This is a genomic window from Vibrio sp. 1-Bac 57 (assembly GCF_037546855.1).
GTDB lineage: Bacteria > Pseudomonadota > Gammaproteobacteria > Enterobacterales > Psychromonadaceae > Psychromonas.
Genome location: NZ_JALAAC010000052.1, coordinates 1 through 18,132 on the forward strand (window position 1 = coordinate 1; position 18,132 = coordinate 18,132).

The 18,132-nt window shown below is 38.1% G+C and carries 16 protein-coding genes and 1 riboswitch; of the genes, 6 read left to right on the forward strand and 10 right to left on the reverse strand.

All coding sequences use genetic code 11. From position 1 onward, the window contains the following. Together MT391_RS19485 and MT391_RS19490 are read left to right on the forward strand one after the other, a co-directional pair. On the forward strand, positions 1 to 319 hold a 319-nt coding region (locus MT391_RS19485; protein ID WP_499499676.1), incomplete at its 5' end, for an IS3 family transposase. A gap of 64 nt (positions 320 to 383) precedes the next feature. Further along, positions 384 to 1,763 (forward strand): RNA-guided endonuclease InsQ/TnpB family protein, encoded by a 1,380-nt coding sequence (locus MT391_RS19490; RefSeq protein ID WP_499499677.1) that lies wholly within the window; start codon positions 384 to 386, stop codon positions 1,761 to 1,763. A gap of 409 nt (positions 1,764 to 2,172) precedes the next feature. Here the strand turns inward: MT391_RS19490 and MT391_RS19495 are convergent, their stop codons facing one another. Further along, complete coding sequence (locus MT391_RS19495) at positions 2,173 to 3,033, reverse strand: NAD(P)-dependent oxidoreductase (RefSeq protein ID WP_499499678.1); 861 nt, start codon at positions 3,031 to 3,033, stop codon at positions 2,173 to 2,175. Positions 3,034 to 3,112: 79 nt separating this feature from the next. Next, positions 3,113 to 4,315: an NADH:flavin oxidoreductase/NADH oxidase family protein gene (locus MT391_RS19500; protein WP_499499679.1), complete on the reverse strand. Its 1,203-nt coding sequence runs from the start codon at positions 4,313 to 4,315 to the stop codon at positions 3,113 to 3,115. Positions 4,316 to 4,370: 55 nt separating this feature from the next. Between MT391_RS19500 and MT391_RS19505 the strand changes: the two genes are divergently transcribed. From MT391_RS19505 to MT391_RS19515, 3 genes are read left to right on the forward strand one after another with little or no spacing between them, the layout of a single operon-like run. Further along, a complete protein-coding gene (locus MT391_RS19505) occupies positions 4,371 to 4,769 on the forward strand; it encodes a LysR family transcriptional regulator (RefSeq protein ID WP_499499681.1) in 399 nt (132 codons plus the stop codon). A gap of 48 nt (positions 4,770 to 4,817) precedes the next feature. Next, positions 4,818 to 5,843 carry an IS630 family transposase gene (locus MT391_RS19510; RefSeq protein WP_499499682.1) on the forward strand — a complete coding sequence of 342 codons (1,026 nt, stop codon included), beginning with the start codon at positions 4,818 to 4,820 and terminating at the stop codon, positions 5,841 to 5,843. A gap of 1 nt (position 5,844) precedes the next feature. Continuing rightward, positions 5,845 to 6,324 carry a hypothetical protein gene (locus MT391_RS19515; protein WP_499499683.1) on the forward strand — a complete coding sequence of 160 codons (480 nt, stop codon included), beginning with the start codon at positions 5,845 to 5,847 and terminating at the stop codon, positions 6,322 to 6,324. 81 nt (positions 6,325 to 6,405) lie between these two features. On the opposite strand, the gene MT391_RS19520 is transcribed toward MT391_RS19515, so the two are convergent. Next, a complete protein-coding gene (locus MT391_RS19520; RefSeq protein ID WP_499499684.1) occupies positions 6,406 to 6,708 on the reverse strand; it encodes a hypothetical protein in 303 nt (100 codons plus the stop codon). A 118-nt stretch (positions 6,709 to 6,826) separates the two neighbouring features. Beyond that, positions 6,827 to 7,003, reverse strand: a complete 177-nt coding sequence (locus MT391_RS19525) for a DUF1328 domain-containing protein (RefSeq protein WP_028868744.1) — start codon at positions 7,001 to 7,003, stop codon at positions 6,827 to 6,829. A 1,349-nt stretch (positions 7,004 to 8,352) separates the two neighbouring features. On the opposite strand from MT391_RS19525, the gene MT391_RS19530 reads away from it, so the two are divergent. Then, entirely contained in the window at positions 8,353 to 9,564 is a 1,212-nt protein-coding gene (locus MT391_RS19530) for a hypothetical protein (protein WP_499499685.1), read from the forward strand. A 354-nt stretch (positions 9,565 to 9,918) separates the two neighbouring features. On the opposite strand, the gene alr is transcribed toward MT391_RS19530, so the two are convergent. From alr to MT391_RS19560, 6 genes are all read right to left on the reverse strand, one after another. Next, the gene (gene alr / locus MT391_RS19535) at positions 9,919 to 11,001 is read right to left on the reverse strand and encodes an alanine racemase (RefSeq protein ID WP_499499686.1); all 1,083 of its coding nucleotides are present in this window, start codon (positions 10,999 to 11,001) and stop codon (positions 9,919 to 9,921) included. Positions 11,002 to 11,009: 8 nt separating this feature from the next. After that, complete coding sequence (locus MT391_RS19540; protein WP_182689764.1) at positions 11,010 to 12,269, reverse strand: D-amino acid dehydrogenase; 1,260 nt, start codon at positions 12,267 to 12,269, stop codon at positions 11,010 to 11,012. A 268-nt stretch (positions 12,270 to 12,537) separates the two neighbouring features. Then, positions 12,538 to 13,377, reverse strand: coding sequence for an ABC transporter ATP-binding protein (locus MT391_RS19545; protein ID WP_499499688.1), 840 nt, complete (start codon positions 13,375 to 13,377; stop codon positions 12,538 to 12,540). Next, the gene (locus tag MT391_RS19550; protein ID WP_028868320.1) at positions 13,377 to 14,414 is read right to left on the reverse strand and encodes a FecCD family ABC transporter permease; all 1,038 of its coding nucleotides are present in this window, start codon (positions 14,412 to 14,414) and stop codon (positions 13,377 to 13,379) included. The genes MT391_RS19545 and MT391_RS19550 overlap by 1 nt, the downstream gene beginning before the upstream one ends. After that, on the reverse strand, positions 14,404 to 15,411 hold the full coding sequence (locus MT391_RS19555) for an ABC transporter substrate-binding protein (RefSeq protein WP_028868321.1): 1,008 nt from the start codon (positions 15,409 to 15,411) through the stop codon (positions 14,404 to 14,406). Before MT391_RS19555 ends, MT391_RS19550 begins: the two co-directional genes overlap by 11 nt. A 96-nt stretch (positions 15,412 to 15,507) precedes the next feature. Next, positions 15,508 to 17,334 carry a TonB-dependent receptor plug domain-containing protein gene (locus tag MT391_RS19560; protein ID WP_499499690.1) on the reverse strand — a complete coding sequence of 609 codons (1,827 nt, stop codon included), beginning with the start codon at positions 17,332 to 17,334 and terminating at the stop codon, positions 15,508 to 15,510. 272 nt (positions 17,335 to 17,606) lie between these two features. Continuing rightward, positions 17,607 to 17,805, reverse strand: a riboswitch (cobalamin riboswitch). Positions 17,806 to 18,132: the final 327 nt, after the last annotated feature.

The window sequence follows — 18,132 nt, forward strand, 5'->3', positions numbered from 1 at the left end:
AGGATTGATAATACACTCAGATCAAGGCGTTCAATACGCGAGCCATCAATATAGGCGGATACTGAGGTTACATAAGTTTGTAGGCAGTATGAGCAAAAAAGGATGTTGCTGGGATAATGCAGTAGCAGAAAGCTTTTTCGGCAGTTTGAAACAGGAAAGAGTTCACTGGCGTAATTACCGAACGCGTTATGCAGCTCAGCAAGATGTGTTGAATTACATCACAATGTGGTACAACAGCCAGCGGATGCATTCATACTTAAATTATCAAAGTCCCAATGAATTTGAGCGTATGGATAAACCATTAAAAGAAGTAGCTTAAAGAACTTAACTAGGGTGACTGAATTCAGTTGACCAGGTCATTGTTCAATAAACAGGTTGTCTTCGTGTTAACAGGTATCAAGCTAAAAGCAAACCCAACATCAAACCAAAAGCTGATTTTAAGTCAGTGGATGGGGTGTGCGCGTTTGGTTTGGAATGCCAAGGTAAGTGAAGAAAAGTATTATCGAACGTTTGCACGTAAGTATTATCCGATGGGTACTTATGCTCCTATTGATCAAAAAACATCACAGTTTAAATCTAAAGAACTAACGCCTTGGCTATCTAAGTGTCCCAGCCAAATCATTCGCAACAGCGCAGTTAACTGGTATCAGACCTACCAGAAGTTTATGAAAGGCTTAGGTGGAAGACCCAAGAGCAAGCCTAAAGCAGATCGTGGCAGTATTCATCTAACCCGTGAAGTATTTCGCTTTGAACATTGTGAAGATGGAAATGTGCGTTTATTCATTGGTACGAAGACCAATAATATTGGTTACTTATCGTTTAAAGCACATAGTAAATTCGAGATCCCAAATTCTCTATATCTACGTAAAGAACGTGGTCAATATTATGTGTCTTTTTGTTATGAAAATGAAAAAGATGAATCACAACTATCAACCAATGCAGAGCACTTAAAATTCCTCCAGGGTTCAACAAAAGACTATTTAGAGAAAAACGTTATTGGTATAGATAGAGGCATTGCAATCCCTGTTCATGCTGGCTATCAGTCTTTTGACTACTCTAAAAACCAAAAAAACAAGATAGATAACGCTGATCGTTACATTAAGCGTTTACAGCGTAAAATGGCACGCCAAAAGCTAACATCAAATCGAAGAAAAAAGACTAAGTATCGCATTGCTAATCATCATGCCAAAAAAGCCAATATTAGAAATGACTTTGCTCATAAAACAAGTCGCTCGTTGGTAGACAGCAAGGCTAAAGTGATTGTATTCGAGGCGCTTAAAACATCTAACATGGTACGTAGGCCAAAAGCGAAGCAAGACGAGCAAGGCAGATTTACATCCAACAAAGCCAAGCAAAAAACAGGACTTAACAAAGCTATTTTAAATGTTGGTTGGCATGTAATCGAGTTATATACAAAGTATAAATCTTACCAAGCGGGTAAGGCAGTATTCAAGATCCCCGCCCCATACACCAGTCAGGAGTGCGCTAAATGCGATCACACTCACCCGAGCAACCGAAACTCACAAGATTTGTTTGTGTGTGGTCGCTGTGGAAATACTGACAACGCAGACAATAATGCGTCATTGGTTATTAAGAAACGGGCGATTAATCTTATTTTAGACACTGGAACGGTGTTGTCTGACAAGGGTGTTTTAGTCACTAAGTCAGATAGTGTACGTGGAGGTAAATGTAAGACTAGCCGAGCCAAAAGCTCAACTAGCAGTCGCCAACGAAGCGTAAAAAAAGAAAAGTTAGTTGCTTAGGTCTCTTTCTTTGAAGCTCAGTCATTTATGGCTGAGTAGTTCACCAGGCGTTTATGCGGATTAATGGTATAAATGTTACCAATTTGAATTGATCACGGTATCAACTAATTTATTCCGCTAAGCTGTGCGCAGTGTGATACCACTGACTCAAAAGACTTGATAAACCTGTTACGATTGCAAAAAATAACATTTTACCTGCTTCATAAATAGACTCTGTAAATACTTTGTTGATCAAGTTTTTTTGTTATTTTTTGCAATTCGGTAGTATCGAAAAATATGCTCAGATTTCCCCTTAATATTTACCTTGCGGTTACTATTTGTAACAGATTTAAAGCATGTGCTTAAGAGCCAACTTTTGAATGTTTCTTAGGCAGACATTAAACCCATTTTTTAATTACGAACTATTCTTTTATTGATATATCTTAAAAATAGCTGCAATATCTTGATCCGCAAAACCCGCTTGAATTGCTTGTTTAAACATTTCATTTGAAGTTGTAGCAGTAGGTAAAGCTAAATTTAATTGTTCGCCTAGTTCAGTTGCTAAGCGTAAATCTTTTTGCATATGTTTTAGAGGAAAACTTGTTGTATAATTTTCTGCCAATAACATTTCTCCTTTACCTTTAAACATTGGGTTTGAGATGGCCCCAGCCCCTAAAATATCAAGAATTTGTGACCCATTAAGACCTGCTTTTAAGCCTAAAGACATGCCTTCACTGAATATGCTCAACATACCACCCATAATCATATTTATTACGAGTTTCATTTTTGCGCCTTGTCCTACTTCTCCAATATACGGCGACATTTTCCCCATTGCATTAAATGCAGGTAATGCATCTTTATAAAGTGACTCATCACCGGCGGCTAAGATAATTAAAGTACCGTCTTCAGCTGGTTTTTTGGTTCCAGAAACCGGTGCTTCAAGAAAACGACCTCCAGCTTCTGTTATTGCTTTTGCAATGGTTTGTGAAGTTGCATCATCAACGGTCGACATATCAATATAGCTGCGTCCATTTCCTATTCCTGCAACAACACCATTAGGACCTTCACAGATTGCTAATGCGGCCTCTGGATCTGAAACAATGGTAAAAGTGATATCACAGGTTTCAGCCAGTTCTCTAGGGCTAATAGCTTGATGGGCTCCTTTTGCAACTAACGCTGCACACTTGTCTAGATCTCGGTTCCAAACTGTGACACTAAATCCTGCTTTAATTAAGTTTAAAGCCATTGCTTTACCCATAATTCCTAAACCTATAAATCCAATTTTTTTCATAAATATAAATGCCTTGTATTTGAAGTATTTTGGTTAATAACCAACGTGTAGAGATAATTTCGTTATCTAGTATTAAAGATTATTTTGATGAATTAAATTTCTCTTGCCATTTAACACAGCGTCGTTTGTCTCGTTCCTGATAGGTCTTAATTGCTGTATGAAGATCTAGGTCAAAACTATTTTCGTGATCATTGCTTATCGCAGTAATACACATTGTGTACCAGGCTGTTATTCCGCCTGCTGGTGGTGATGTGAACCTAGGGAAATCAACAGTAATATTTGACTCCGTATTCCAATTGTTCACTAGGTTTGGTAACAACACTAACGCTCTAGCTAGACCAACCATATCTGCCCCATTATTTGTTAATGCTGTATTTACTTCTTGACGAGTTTTAAAGCCGCCGGTAACCACTAATGGAATGCTTGTGTACTTTCTTGCTTTTTTTACAAAATCAATAAAATAAGGACCTTTTGAGGCGCTATCAGAACTTGATGTTGCTCCTGGAAAATAAGAGCCTCCACTTATTTCTATCAAATCAATAGATGTCTTATCAAGTATATTGATTGCTTCTAAAGCTTCCTCTTGAGTTAAGCCTCCTTTAAGTTGATCTGATGAATTAATTTTGATGCCAATAGGAAATGATTTGCCTACTTCTTTGCGTACTTTATCGATGATTTCAATAATTACTTGGCATCGTGATGATAGATCACCTCCATATTGATCTTGTCGGTGATTAAAAAGTGGTGATAAAAATTGGCTAAGTAAAAATCCATGGCCAGCATGTATTTGAACCCCTGTGAAACCAGCTTGTTTGGCTATTTTCGCTGCGTTTGCATATTGCTCTGGTAGGTTAAGTACTTCTTCCAATGACATACCTGAACATTTAAAGTCATCTGTACTTAAGGGAGAAGGGCCTTTAGGGGTACTTAATAGTGAGTATGAAAGGCTTCCTGCATGACCTAGCTGAGGCCATATGTGCGCTCCATTAGTAGTAGCTTGCTTGGTCAGCAATTGTAATGCTTGGATATCTGATGTTGAGCCGAGAAACAAGTTGCCAGGTGTTTCTGGGTAACGGTAGTCTATCTGCACCTCTCCAATGATCGATAAACCGACGCCTCCTTGGGCCCACTTTTCATATAGTCTCGCTTGTGCTTTGGTTGCGTTACCTTCACCATCGCCAAGAGAATCTGACATGGCTGATTTTACTACTCTATTTTTAACGATTGCACCGCAAGGCAGTGTTAAAGGGCGGTTAAACGAGTTGTCAAAGCTTGCTGTCATTATGTTTACCTATTTTTTATTTAAGATTATTATTGAATCAATAAAGACATTATGAATGTTTTTTATTAAACTAAAACATGTTGAAAATATAAATACTATTAAAAATAAGTTAATAATGAATATCTCAGACCTTAATCTTTTTATTCGAATTGTAGAAACAGGTAAAATCACTGAAGCTGCTAAACAGTTAGATATTACACCTGCGGCAGTTAGCTCTGCTCTTAAGCGATTAGAGCAACAATTGGATGTACAATTATTAGTAAGGACCACAAGACAATTACGAATTACTGCGGAAGGTGAGCAGTTTCTGTTTCATTGTCGGCAGGCTCTGGATAGTTTAGAGCAAGGTAAAATTGCTGCTCATCAAATGCAAGGGAAGCTTAGTGCTAAATTACGTTTATCAGTACCTTCTGATTCAGGGCGTAATGCAGTGTTGCCATGGATATACCCGTGATCAATGAAGATGCTTGATTTTTAGCTTAATGAGGATCATGCTACCTCAATGCAAAAAATAAACCTCACTTCTGACCAAAAGCATAAATTAATGCAGTTACATCACGAAACTCGTGATAAGCGTGTTTGTGATCGTATTAAAGCCATTATCCACCATTCAAATGGGTGGTCTACTAGTCAGATTGCGGAAGCTTTACTCATTCATGAGACAAGTGTTAATCGACATATCAATGAATATCTTGCGACGGGCAAATTAAAACCTGAAAATGGTGGCTCTCACGGTTATTTATCTGTTGCTCAAACAGAATCTTTGATACTTCATTTATCCAATAATACTTATCGATATTCTTACCAAATCATTGATTACGTTTTCGATACTTGGAATATCTCATTTAGTGTTTCTGGACTGAATAAATGGTTGCATCAGCATAAATTTAGTTACAAATATCCAAAAGGTGTTCCTCATAAATTTGATGCCGATAAACAAGCTGAATTTATCGAGTATTACAAACAACTCAAAGCTACCGCAGGTAAGTCACCTATTTTGTTTATGGATGCAATGCATCCAACTCAGGCGACTAAAGTAGCATGTGGGTGGATCCAAACTGGCCAAGATAAAAGTATTGAGACAACGGGAAGTCGAACACGATTAAATATTATTGGCGCTATTAACTTAAGCGAAATTGGTTCGGCGATTGTTAAACGTTATGAAAAAGTAAATAGTGATTATATTAATATTTTCTTAGCAGAATTGAGGGCACAACATCCGCCGGAGCTGAGTATTCATTTGGTACTCGATGGCGCAGCTTATCATCGGTCAAATATAGTAAAAAACAAAGCGAATGAGCTTAATATTCAACTTCATTATTTACCACCTTACAGCCCCAATTTGAATCCAATAGAGCGACTGTGGAAAGTAATGAATGAACATGTGAGAAATAATAAATATTTTTCTAGTGCCCAAGAATTTCGAGAACAGATTGATCAGTTTTTTGAAAGTAAACTTCCTGAGATAGGAGACTCATTATCGAGTCGAATTAATGACAACTTTCAAAAGCTAACGCCTGCATCTTGAAGTGAGATGGGTATATAATGGATTCAATTTTTCTAGTACATTAGATTGGATAGATCTGGAGTCAAGTCGCTGGAACTATGGAGCAAATAGCGGAGACTTTGCTCTTTTAAACAACAACTACGGTGTAGGCGTTATTACGGAAGAAAATAATCTGGATTTCACCTTTGATGGTTTATGGGCTAAAAAATGGAGAACATCCATAGACTCTAATGGAAATGATTCATTATTTGGCTTTATACAAGGGTACAATGATGGTGCTTTGGTATGGTCTGTTGATACCAGTTTAAACGGAAGCTACGAGTATTATACGGGGCAGCTTGGTCAAATTGATGAGTTAAGATTAGGTTTTGGTAATAACTTTTTAGTTGATGACATTACATTGAACGCTCAAGTTTCTGTTCCAGAGCCTAGACTATTTATTTTATTAGGCTTTGCATTACTTGCTCTGTTTTTTTCTAGAACAAAAAATAAAGCTGCATAATTTCTTTTAAGCATTTAACCCCCCTGGTTTTACAGGGGGGCTTTAATTTGTAGTTATGCTTTTTTTAGTAAAAGTTGCAGATTAACAATCTTTGTTTTCAGCACCTAGTTCTTCTTTTACATCTTCACAAGTATCTTCAATGGCATTACCTGTATCAGTTGCAGCTTCTTCTATTGCATCGCCTGCATCACTTGCTGCATCTTTACCGCCTGAAACGATTGAACTAATATTATCACCAGTTTTCTCTGCCATACTTTTTGCTTCAGCAGTGGTCTCATCAAGATGCTCTCCAGCGGTTTTCTCATTATTTTCACTACATGCTGCTAAACCTAAAGTCGCCGCTAGTGTTAACATTAATAGTGATTTCTTTTTGTTGAAGTTCATATTGTTTCTCCGTTAAAAATAAAATGTTGGATATGATGTTTGTTTAAATAAATCGTTACTTAATACTCTATTAAATACATACTAGGCTAAATGGTGTTATATAAATTTAAATGCCTATTTACAGTTTTGGTGTTCGTCCTCTTAATGCGTTTGCAATTAAAGAGATGACTAATAATACGATGAATACAAAGAATATTATCTTAGCAACACCGGCTGCTGCACCTGCTATACCCGCAAAACCTAAAACACCTGCAATGATAGCGACGATAAAAAAAGTAAATGCCCAACCTAACATGTGACTCTCCTTCTTTAGTTTTTAATTGATGTTTGTAATAGGGGTATTGCCAGAGTTGTGCCAACTTTTAAGTTGTTGTTTTTATTTGAATTGTTTGTTTTTTATTAATGTTGGCATAAGTGGTGTCAGTAAAGTTTACAGTGGGAGTGTAAAGTTTTCATGGGGACGGGGATTAGTTGGCGCTCGTCTGGACTGGTCGTGTCACTTTGATGATTATTCATAGTTATTATTAGTGGTTTTAACTCGCTAGGGTTCGTCGAGGCAGTTTGGATCATTATTCATAGTGATTGTTAGTGGTTTTTACTCGTCTGCGCTCGTCGAGGTATTTTGATTATTATTCATTGTTAATGTATTTAGCTCGTCTGCGCTCGTCGTGGCAGTTTGATCATTATTAACATTGGTTTCGCGCTATCGGCGACTTTACTTTCTCTTAGTCAGAAGAGAAAGTAAGCAAAGAGACTGACACCGATGCGTTTTCTGCTCCAAATAATAAATGGCTTTTATAGCGCACCGGCTCTTACGGCACATCCATGTGCCAAACGAGCCTAATCCAAACATCCTGTTTGGTTTTGCTAAAGCCATTGATGATTTGGGAAAACTTTACGGTGGGGTTTACGTCCACGATGAGTTAATGTTTTATTGTGGCAGCTTCGGGCTTGGGCAATATTTTTGTATGAGTTTGCTTTGGGTTTTAGCTCGTCTGCACTCGTCGAGGCAATTTGGCTTCTATTAACAGTGTTTTCGCCCTGTCGGCGACTTTACTTTCTCTTAGTCAGAAGATAAAGTAAGCAAAGAGACTGACACCGAGGCGTTTTCTGCTCCAAATAATAAATGGCTTTTATGGCGCACCGGCTCTTACGGCACATCCATGTGCCAAACGAGCCTAAGCCAAACATCCTGTTTGTCTTTGCTAAAAGCCATTGATGATTTGGGAAAACTTTACGGTGGGCAAGTTGTAGCCACATTGAGTAATGTTTTATTGTGGCCATTTAAGCAGTACTAAATGCTATGTGTGGGAAGGCTAAGCGTTTTGTATTAGTGAATTGGCTTGAGGTTTTAGCTCGTCTTCGCTGTCGTAGCGGCTTGATGGTTATTAACGTTGATTTCACCTTGTCTCTGACACATTATTAGTTTTAACCTAAATGCTGATATTGACTAGACTGACACAGGGGGGAATGATGGTTATTCCCATAATAACATCTTGAAAAAATTGGTGATTTACAACTTTACAGCTTTTTACTTTACTTACATTGGTTACGAGGCTTCAAGTTTAACGACAAGATAAATGTGAAAAAACAACACTTAATGTTAGCATATAAGGGTATGGCAACCTAACCGGGAACAGTTCAATGACACAGCTATCTTCACTTAAAAATATTGTACAAACACCGTCGAATAAAAAATCTGATAATAAATTGCAAAGCTTGTGGCAAAAGATTGAAAAGCATCAAAAACGCAATGCTTCTTTTACCAAAAAACTGGCCATTAATTATCAGCAATTTGAAGAGGTCGTGTTGCCTTATGAACAAATGCAAATAAGGTGGCTGAGCTCAAAAGTGGATCACCTTGCCAGTTTTCTTCCTCGTAAATCCTTGTCAGAGACCGAGCGCGTAGAGTTGACTGATTGGATCTTAGAAGAGTTGAGTTATTTACAGGATCATCCTTTTAACTCTTCAGAGGAGTTTGAAGCGTTAAATACACGAGTAAAAGCACTGCTAGTGATGAGTCAAGAGCAACAACTTGACAAAATGTCATCAACTGAAGTCGAACTTATGAAAGCCTCACTAAACGCTGAATTTGAGATTGATTTCGACTTGAGTGACGAACAATTAAAAGCATTGATATTAGATCCTCAGAAAATATATGAGTATCTGGATGCGCATGAGGCGTCTGAAGAGGCTGAAGAGATTGATGAACTTGAAGAGGATGATGAAACGCCCTTTGACGACCATTTTTTCGACGATTTCTATCAACGCTTCCATCAAGATGATGAGGAAGACAAGGCAGAGGAACAACTTAAACATAGTGAGTTAGATAAGCTGTTTAAAGGGAGTCAGCTCAATAAGATGTATAAACGGTTAGCGTCTAAATTACATCCTGATAAAGAGCAAGATCTCCAAATAAAGCAACAAAAGCACTTACAAATGCAAGTCCTTGCTGAAGCACGTCGACATAAAGATGTCTTTGCCATATTGCAATTATACCTCACTCACTTTGACGACGATCCGACGTTTGATAAAGCAACATTAGCCAATCTGTTGCCTTTATTAGAGGAAAAAGTACGGAACCTAAATGCAGAATATCGCGCGTTACAACATAATGATCAAATTGAAACCGTAGTTTGGCGCAAGTTTAAAGCGCGTAGTAAAAAATTGGTCCAAGAAGGGATGGAAGCTCATTGTCACGAATTGGACTGTGAGTGCGCAGCAATAGATGGATTTATTCGTGACTGCACCACGGTAAAAAGTCTTAAAGCTGAGTTACGAGCGCGGATCAATGATAAAAATGCTTTTTATGATCCCTTCTCTGATTATGAAGAGATATTTAAGATGTTCGTTTAAGTCTTCAGGTGACGGTATTTACACCGCTATACTTTATTAAAAATGTCTTGTTTGGTTTTGCTAAATTGAATTAATGACCAGAGAAAGCGCGCTGTAAAAGGGGAAAATTCAAAGTGGGGGAAGGTGGATATTGTTGTTGAACGAGGTGTCCACTTTTTTATGGGCTTAGCTTATCGATTTTGTATAGATTGGAACTCTATAAAATCTGAACAGATCAACAAAAAGCATTTGAACAATAGCAAATTTTTTAATAACAGCTATTTGATCACGTATGACGATGATCGAATAGCTGTTTATTAAGCAATAGTTACTCTTAAAAAATAAGCAACTATTACTGTTAAAGAAGTACTACTATTAATCGATATATGACTTACTGACTCGACGGGTTAGACCGCAAAATAAGGTGTAGGAGATGGTATCTGCACATTCTGCAACTTGATTTACGGTAATGTTCTCACCCCAAAGTTCGACATCAAACCCAATACAGCTTTCTTGCTCAAACATTGATAAGTCTACCATCAACATATCCATAGAAACTCGGCCTAATATTTGGCTTTGTTTACCATTGATTAATACCGGCGTTCCAGTTTTAGCATGTCTGGGGTAACCATCTGCATAACCAATTGACACTGTGCCTATTTTAGTTGTTTTATCCGCTGTCCACAGGGCGTTATAACCGACGCTTTCGTCTTTACTGATGGTACGCTCCGAGATCACTTTTGCTTGAAAAGTCATTGCTGGTGCTAATGGCTTTTCTAACTTACTTTCATCAATAGGTGATGCGCCATAAATAACAATACCAGGGCGTACCCATTGGCTTCTGTTGGGGATAGCTTTTCTCAACACTGCCGGTGAATTAGCGATACTGACTTCTCCGGGTAAATCACCAATTGTCTCTATAAATAATTTAGTTTGTTGCTCAGTTAGTGATGACGTTAAATCATCCGCCGATGAAAAGTGACTCATATGGACAATATTATTCACTTGACTCGTGGCTGCTAATTGTTGAAAAGCATCTGCATACTCTTCAGGTAAAAAGCCTAAGCGATGCATACCAGAGTCCATTTTTAACCAAGCGTTAATCGGCTGGCTAAGTGTTGCTTGTTTTAAGGCATCTAACTGATACTGATGATGTATTGCGCACCAGATGTTATTTTCACTGATGTAGCTGAGTTCATCAGCGGTAAAGAAACCTTCGAGCAATAAAATAGGTTTTTTAATCCCTGCATCACGTAATTCTTTGGCTTCTTCAATACAGGCGACACCAAATGCATCGGCAACATCGGCTAACGCATTGGCTACTTCAATCGCGCCGTGTCCGTATGCATTAGCTTTGATTGTTGCAATCGCTTTAGCTGGAGCAGCAAGCGATTTTGCATATAAATAATTTTGTTTAATCGCACTTAATTTAATAACTGCTGTTGCTGATCTAGCCATGATTTCTCCTAACGTGCGTAACGATCTACTGATAAACCTTCACTATCAATATCCGGCGTTTGACTATTGATAACATCACTCACAAATTTCGCTGAACCGACTGACATTGTCCAGCCTAAAGTGCCGTGACCTGTGTTCAAGAATAAGTTATCAATCTTTGTTTTACCTAAAATTGGTGTGCCATCTGGTGTCATCGGTCTTAAGCCCGTCCAGAATTCGCCTTTTTGTAAATCACCGGCATGAGGAAATAAATCCGCTATAGAAAACTCGATATTTTTACGACGCTTTTCTAATAATGCTAAGTTATAAGAAGTGATTTCAGCTGTGCCACCTACACGAATACGTTCACCCAAACGTGTGATCGCTACTTTATAAGTTTCATCCATGATAGTTGATTCAGGTGCTGCAGAGTAATCTTCTATCGGCAGGCTCAATGAATACCCTTTAATCGGATAAACAGGCACTCTTATACCTACATTTGCCAGCATATGTGTTGAGTATGACCCCAGAGCCATTAAATATGCATCTGCTGTCATTTCACCTTTACTGGTTGAAACACTGGTGATTTGATCGCCTTGTTTATTGATTTTTTCAATCTTAGTATCCATGACAAACTTAACACCTAATTGTTCACACTTTTTCGCTAATTCAGTAACAAATTTGTGGCAATCACCTGTTTCATCATTAGGCAGTTGAATACCACCAACAATTTTGTGGATAGTATGTTTAAGTGCTGGTTCGTAGGCTAAGCAATCATCCGCTGTCAGTATTTTATGTTCAACGCCACATTCAGCGAGTACTTCAATATCTTTTTTAGAGCTTTTTACTTGGCTAGCGGTACGGAATACTTGTAATGTGCCTTTTGTACGATGGTCATATTCTATATCAATTTCTTTTCTCAGTGTACGTAAACAGTCGCGGCTGTATTCGGCTACTCTCATCATTCTAGATTTATTGATGTGGTAATCTTTAGTATTGCAATTGGCGATCATTTTAGTCATCCAACTTAATGTCTCGGTATCGAGATCTTTAATACTGATTTTTAGTGGAGCAAGTTCTTGCATCAACCATTTCATTGCTTTAACTGGAATGCCTGGCGCTGCCCAAGGTGCTGAATATCCAGGGGATATTTGACCTGCATTGGCAAAACTTGTTTCATTTGCAACACTTGACTGCCTGTCAACCACGGTTACATCATGGCCTGACTTAGCTAAATACCAAGCGCTCGTTACACCTATTACACCAGAACCTAATATTAAAACTTTCATCTTTTATCCTAAAATGATCATGTATGAGAAAATGCATCATAAATGATATTCGCAATTATTAATGATTGTATTTAGTTTACTTTCAGCATAAAAAACTAAAAAAAAGAAAAATTCAGAGTTTTAAACTGAATAGGCTTTTTTAATTTATGGTTATTGTTATGGCTGTGTTCAAGTCGACCGATCTTGCCTATAAATATCAACTGTTTAAAGCCTCGTTTTAGCATTTTAAAAGTACTCGCTTTAATGCTTTTACCTAGTGTTAAAATAGTTAACTTCTAGCAATAGGCGTTATGTTGTGTAATTGTATCGATTGCTGTTGGTGAATGATATCAGCTCTGATATTAAAGCAATCCTTTAAGTTTTTTTGACTTAAAACCTTTACTGGTGAACCATCGGCGACGATGCAAATATCACCCTGTTGATCCTTACCCAATAATATTAACCGTGAGCAATAACGTGCGGCTAAGTTTAGATCATGGATGGCTGTGATTGCTAATTTACCCTGCTTAGTTAATGACTGGATCAAATCTAGCGTTTCAAACTGATGGCAGATATCTAAGCTTGCGATAGGTTCATCCAATAAAATACATTTACATTGTTGCGCCAAAGCGCGTGCAATTATGACGCGTTGTTTTTCACCACCAGATAGTTGATTCACTTTACGATCTTGTAGATGCACTGTATCTGTAATACTTAGTACTTCTTTTACAATGCTTTGGTCATTGTTTGTTGCAAGCTGAAAAGGCCCTAAATAAGGGTTTCTGCCCATCATCACAATTTCTTGAACGGTAAATGCAAAGGGCAGGTCAAATGATTGTGGTACAAATGCGATTTGCTTGGCTATTTCTCGTCGCTTTAGTTTTTTGAGTGTTTGTCCGTTAACTTCAATACTACCTTTATTTACCGGTAGTAATCCAAGTAATAGTTTAAGGAGTGTACTTTTTCCTGCTCCATTAGCGCCAATTAAGCCAATAAATTCGCCCGAATAACAGGTTATGTTAATGTTTGAAAGTTGTGTGTTGCTATCATAGGCAAAACATAGATCTTGAGTTGATAAGAGTGCTGGTTTTACTCCTTGCGGTAATAGGGTCGATTTTTTCAGGATCATTAGTTTATCTCCACACGTTGTCTAATCAGTAGAAATAAGAAAAACGGTGCGCCAAGGCCGGCAGTAATAACTCCCAATGGGATTGCAGATGCTTTAAAAAATAATGTTAAAAATAAATCTGCACTGAGTAAGGTAATTGCACCACCGAATAAGCAGGCGGGTAATAAATAACGATGCGACGGCCCAAGTATCAAGCGTAATATATGTGGCACCACTAAGCCTATGAAGCCGATCCCTCCCACCACAGAAACTGAAGCGCCTACCATTGCAGTACTAATGATCAATAAATTACGACGAGTACGCTTTACATCGACACCGACGGATAAAGCGTGCTGTTCACCAAGCAATAGTAGATCCAGAGGTTTATTGTAAAACAGTAATAATATGAAGCCACTACAGATGATTGGGAGGATGATAAAAACATGATCCCAGGTTCTGCCGTCTAAGCCGCCCATGGTCCAATAAATAATCATTCGTGCAACATCCCAATTACTCAGTGATAACCCTAATAACAAAGAGATAGCAGCGACATTTAATGCGCTGATAGCAACCCCTGCAAGCAACAAGGTGGCGATGTTCGCTTGCCCCTGATTAGATGCGATACGGTAGACAATGCTCAATGAGAGACCCGCACCAATAAATGCAAATAGTGGTATTGCCCATGCTGAAAATAAAGAAAAACCGAAGTAGATGGCAATCACCGCGCCTAATGATGCACCAGATGATACGCCTAATACAGAAGGGGATGCGAGAGGGTTTCGGAACATGCCCTGCATTATTAATCCGCATAGCGCTAAGCTGGCACCGGCAAACATTGCAATGATCACACGTGGTAAGCGAACATCAATAATAATACTTTGTTGCCACTTCAGAATGTGTTCGGGCAAATAATTAACGAGCTGTGCTTTGAGTATTTCGACCACAGTGTTGATATTCAGATCTACAGGACCTTGCAATATAGCCAGTAGCGCTAAAACTAAAAATAAAGCGGCTAATAATCCGATAAAAAGTTGTTTACTGAGGGGACTATTGAGCATGGTTGTTCTCATCATATTGGCTAATATTGGGATGAAGAATAGAAGCTATGGCTTCTACGCCTTTGATTCTATGTTGTGAAACACTACGTAGCCAGGTGCCAGGTACTGCATAAACTTGATTATTTAGGACGGCAGGTACATTTGCCCAGGCTTTTTTGTTGATTAGGATATTTACGGGACTTGCTTGTCCTTGCGATTGATTAAATACCCATTCATTCATAATAATCACATCGGGTTGCAGTGAGATGGCTAACTCTTCACTGATTTTATGTTCTCCATCGGGTATTTGACCCTCTGCGACGTTTATTCCACCTGAAATATTGATGGCCTCATTCATCAAAGCATTTCCACCTACACTATAGCCATTTAAATCATAATATAGCACGCGTGGCTTTGGCAGGGTGCTTACTTGCTGCTTGATAAAGCTTAGTCGAGCGCGTAAGTCTTTGATTATTAAACTTGCTTGCGCTTGGCTTTCGGTAACTGTTGCAACCAACTCAATATTATTAATGATATCGTTAAAGGTATTAAATTCACTGAGTCGCACTACTGCAATCCCTGTTCTTAACAGATAGCGCACTGTTTCTGGATCGCTATAAGAGGCGACAAACACTAAGTCAGGTTGTCTTGATAAAATCGATTCTATTTCTGTTTTGGCACGTACAATAGTTGAGTCATAAAAGTCCACAATATTGGATAGGCTAGGGTAATCTACGTAACTGCTTACCCCGACTAAACGCTGCTGAGGAACTAAATCTGAGAGAATATGATCCGTTGCGAGAGTGGTTGATATTAAACGTTGTGGCGGCGTTGCTAGTGTATATTGAATACCACTTGGATCATGTAATGTTAGTGGAAATTTTTCACCTTCCACTTGGGTGGTAAAGTTAGTTTGTGTAGGATTTAATAATGCAAATAATTGACCCTGCTTTGTATTAGTAAGCACTGCCAATACAATGATAAGGAGAATAAAAATAACGAGCTTTTTGTTGTTCATTTTTATCTCCTTAATTTAGGCCATGATCCTCAACCATTCACTATTTAGTGATAGCTGATTATTAAATGGATAATTAATCATTAATTGACTGTTGAATTACAGTTGTGCGCCTATTGTAAATTGCACTGTTCTGCCTTCCGCATTATACCCATTATGCAGTTGCTTATCATTGTCAGTAATATTGTTTAGATTAACTCCAAGGTTAATATGCTGATTTAACTGATAGGTCATTGCTAAGCTGAGCAGATGCACTTCTTGTAACTCATCAGAGGATGTCGTACGTTTGCCTACGTAGGTGTAGGTAAATTTAGGTTTAAGCTTGTTAGTGAGATAATATTCAACGCTTGAAGAGCCAGACCATTTTGGTACGTTATCTAGTTGCTGATTAGTGTCTTGATCAATACTTTCAGAGTAAGCGACTGCAATATCAAAGGCATAGGCATTGGCACTATACTGTGTATAAAGCTCCACACCTTTTATTTTAACTTCACCTATGTTAAACGGAGACCAATCCCAAGAGCCCACTGAAATAGGGGCCCACTGAATTTTATTATCTAATGAACCGGTGTAAAAATTAAGTTTTAATGGAATGTAAGCATATTGAGTATCGAAGTCATGTGTTAATGAAAGTTCTAAAATTTCACCTTCTTCTGACTCTAAATCTGGGTTGCCGCTGCCTGGCCAATATAGGTCATTATAAGAGGGAGCGGTGAAAGAAGTTTTATAGTTGATGCTGGCCGTTTCAAATAATGAAAATCCTGCAGAGTAGGTTAGGGCATCACCAAAATCAGAATAATGATCATGACGAATACCGCCTGAAATATTCAAATAATCTGTTAAGTAGTGGCTGAATGCTAAGTATACTGCACCTTGATCACGGTCATTACCATTTTCATTTGATTTGTAGGTGGACTGTATGAACTCACCTCCAAGATTAACCGTTAACCCTTGCCAGTCTCCTTTTAAGTGAAGTTGGAATAAGTTTTCTCGTGTTGAATAATGATCAACATTACTTGCATCCGGGTGGCCGGCCTTCAAATCTACTTCTGCTGTTGATAGCGTAACTTCAGATGATAGGTTTTGTGTATATTGTTGAATATACTTACCGGTAATTTGTAATGTATCTTGTGATGTTTTAGCTTTACCGACAGTAGGATATGACTCATAGATTTCTAGGTCAGAAGTCGCATTATTGATCGCGATTGAGAAGCGGTTTGTCTCAGTAACATAAGCTGCATAACTGTTCATCGAATAAGCGTCATAACCAAAGTCATCATTTGAGTCTTCAATAAAATCGTACCCATCTGACTGATCTCTATCAAATGAAGTCATGAACTGAAAATTATTCCAATTATTAGCATAAGCAGCACCAACTCGCTTAGTATTGTTAGATCCGGCACTGATATTAAGTTGTGTATCTGCCATGTCACCTGTTTTAGTAATGATATTGATCACACCGGTTAAGGAGCTTGAACCGTACAAAGATGCTTGTGCGCCACGGATAACTTCAATTAATGCAATGGATTCCATGGGAATAGTTGGAATGTTCTGGCTACCAAGGGTTGACGTTGGAAACGGCACACCATTTAATAAATACAAAGTATATTTATCAGAAAGGCCACGGTGATAATTGCTGGCATTATGTTTGGCTGTCCCGGAATTGGTATGAACAAATCCTGGCGTATTTTCCGCAATTAATTGATCTAAAGTTTTATTAATATCACTGTCACTAGGCACGATGCTGACAACATTCTCACCACTATAGTTTTGCGTGGTTGCATTAGGTGCACTAAACCCTTTGGTAATTAAAATATTTTTACGTGGGCTAGTTTGTGATGATGTTATTTCGTCATCTGCCAATGAGTTTGCACTGCAGATACTTAATGCGATAACAGCTATCGAAGTATAACGAAGGGTAAACATGTTTCTTCCTTGGGTTTAGTAATGGAGAAAGTTGCTTACACAGTGATAGCAGAAGAGGAATAGGACGAGGGCATTAAAAATGTAGTTATAGGATGGTAATACAATCATTAATAACAGCATTACCTAACAACAATATTTAACAATACCGTTTTACATCATCATTCAACATAACAGTCACTGAGCAGCAAAAACTTTCTTTGGCTCGTCACCATTACGCCCATCTATTATTAATAAATGCGATTTTACGTTCCATAACGGCCGACCCGCAGTATGGACAGTGACGTTATTACGCTGGTATCTGGCTGGGTGATAATCGCTATTCAAATAAATAGTGAGTCATACCTTCACAGTTGCGGGGGCAGCGCATGATTTATTCAACCAATTAGAAATCGAGTGTTGAACATGCTTCCCATTTAAGCTCATTAGACTATCAATTTCATAATCACAAGCACGTAATAAGGAGCGCAATTATAGGGCAATGACATAACCTGTCAATTATTGCGAGGTGTTTTATTAGTTTTATTTTTTTATTAAATGTTGGCTTTCAAATAACTCACATCGCTAGCTAATAAGTGCTTAGAGCATAAGGGGAACTTATGAACGAGGCATACTTAAAGGTATTAAATTAGCCTTAATCTAAATTTTGAGTATCTATTGACGCACACAGCAGTATCTTGTATCTTTGATATTGCATACAATATACAGTATTCGAAATGCAGGTTGCAAAGTAGCTATTTGCTATTAGTCATTAGAAATAGATAGCTAAAGTCCTAATTATTTAAGTAAAAGATTGAGACT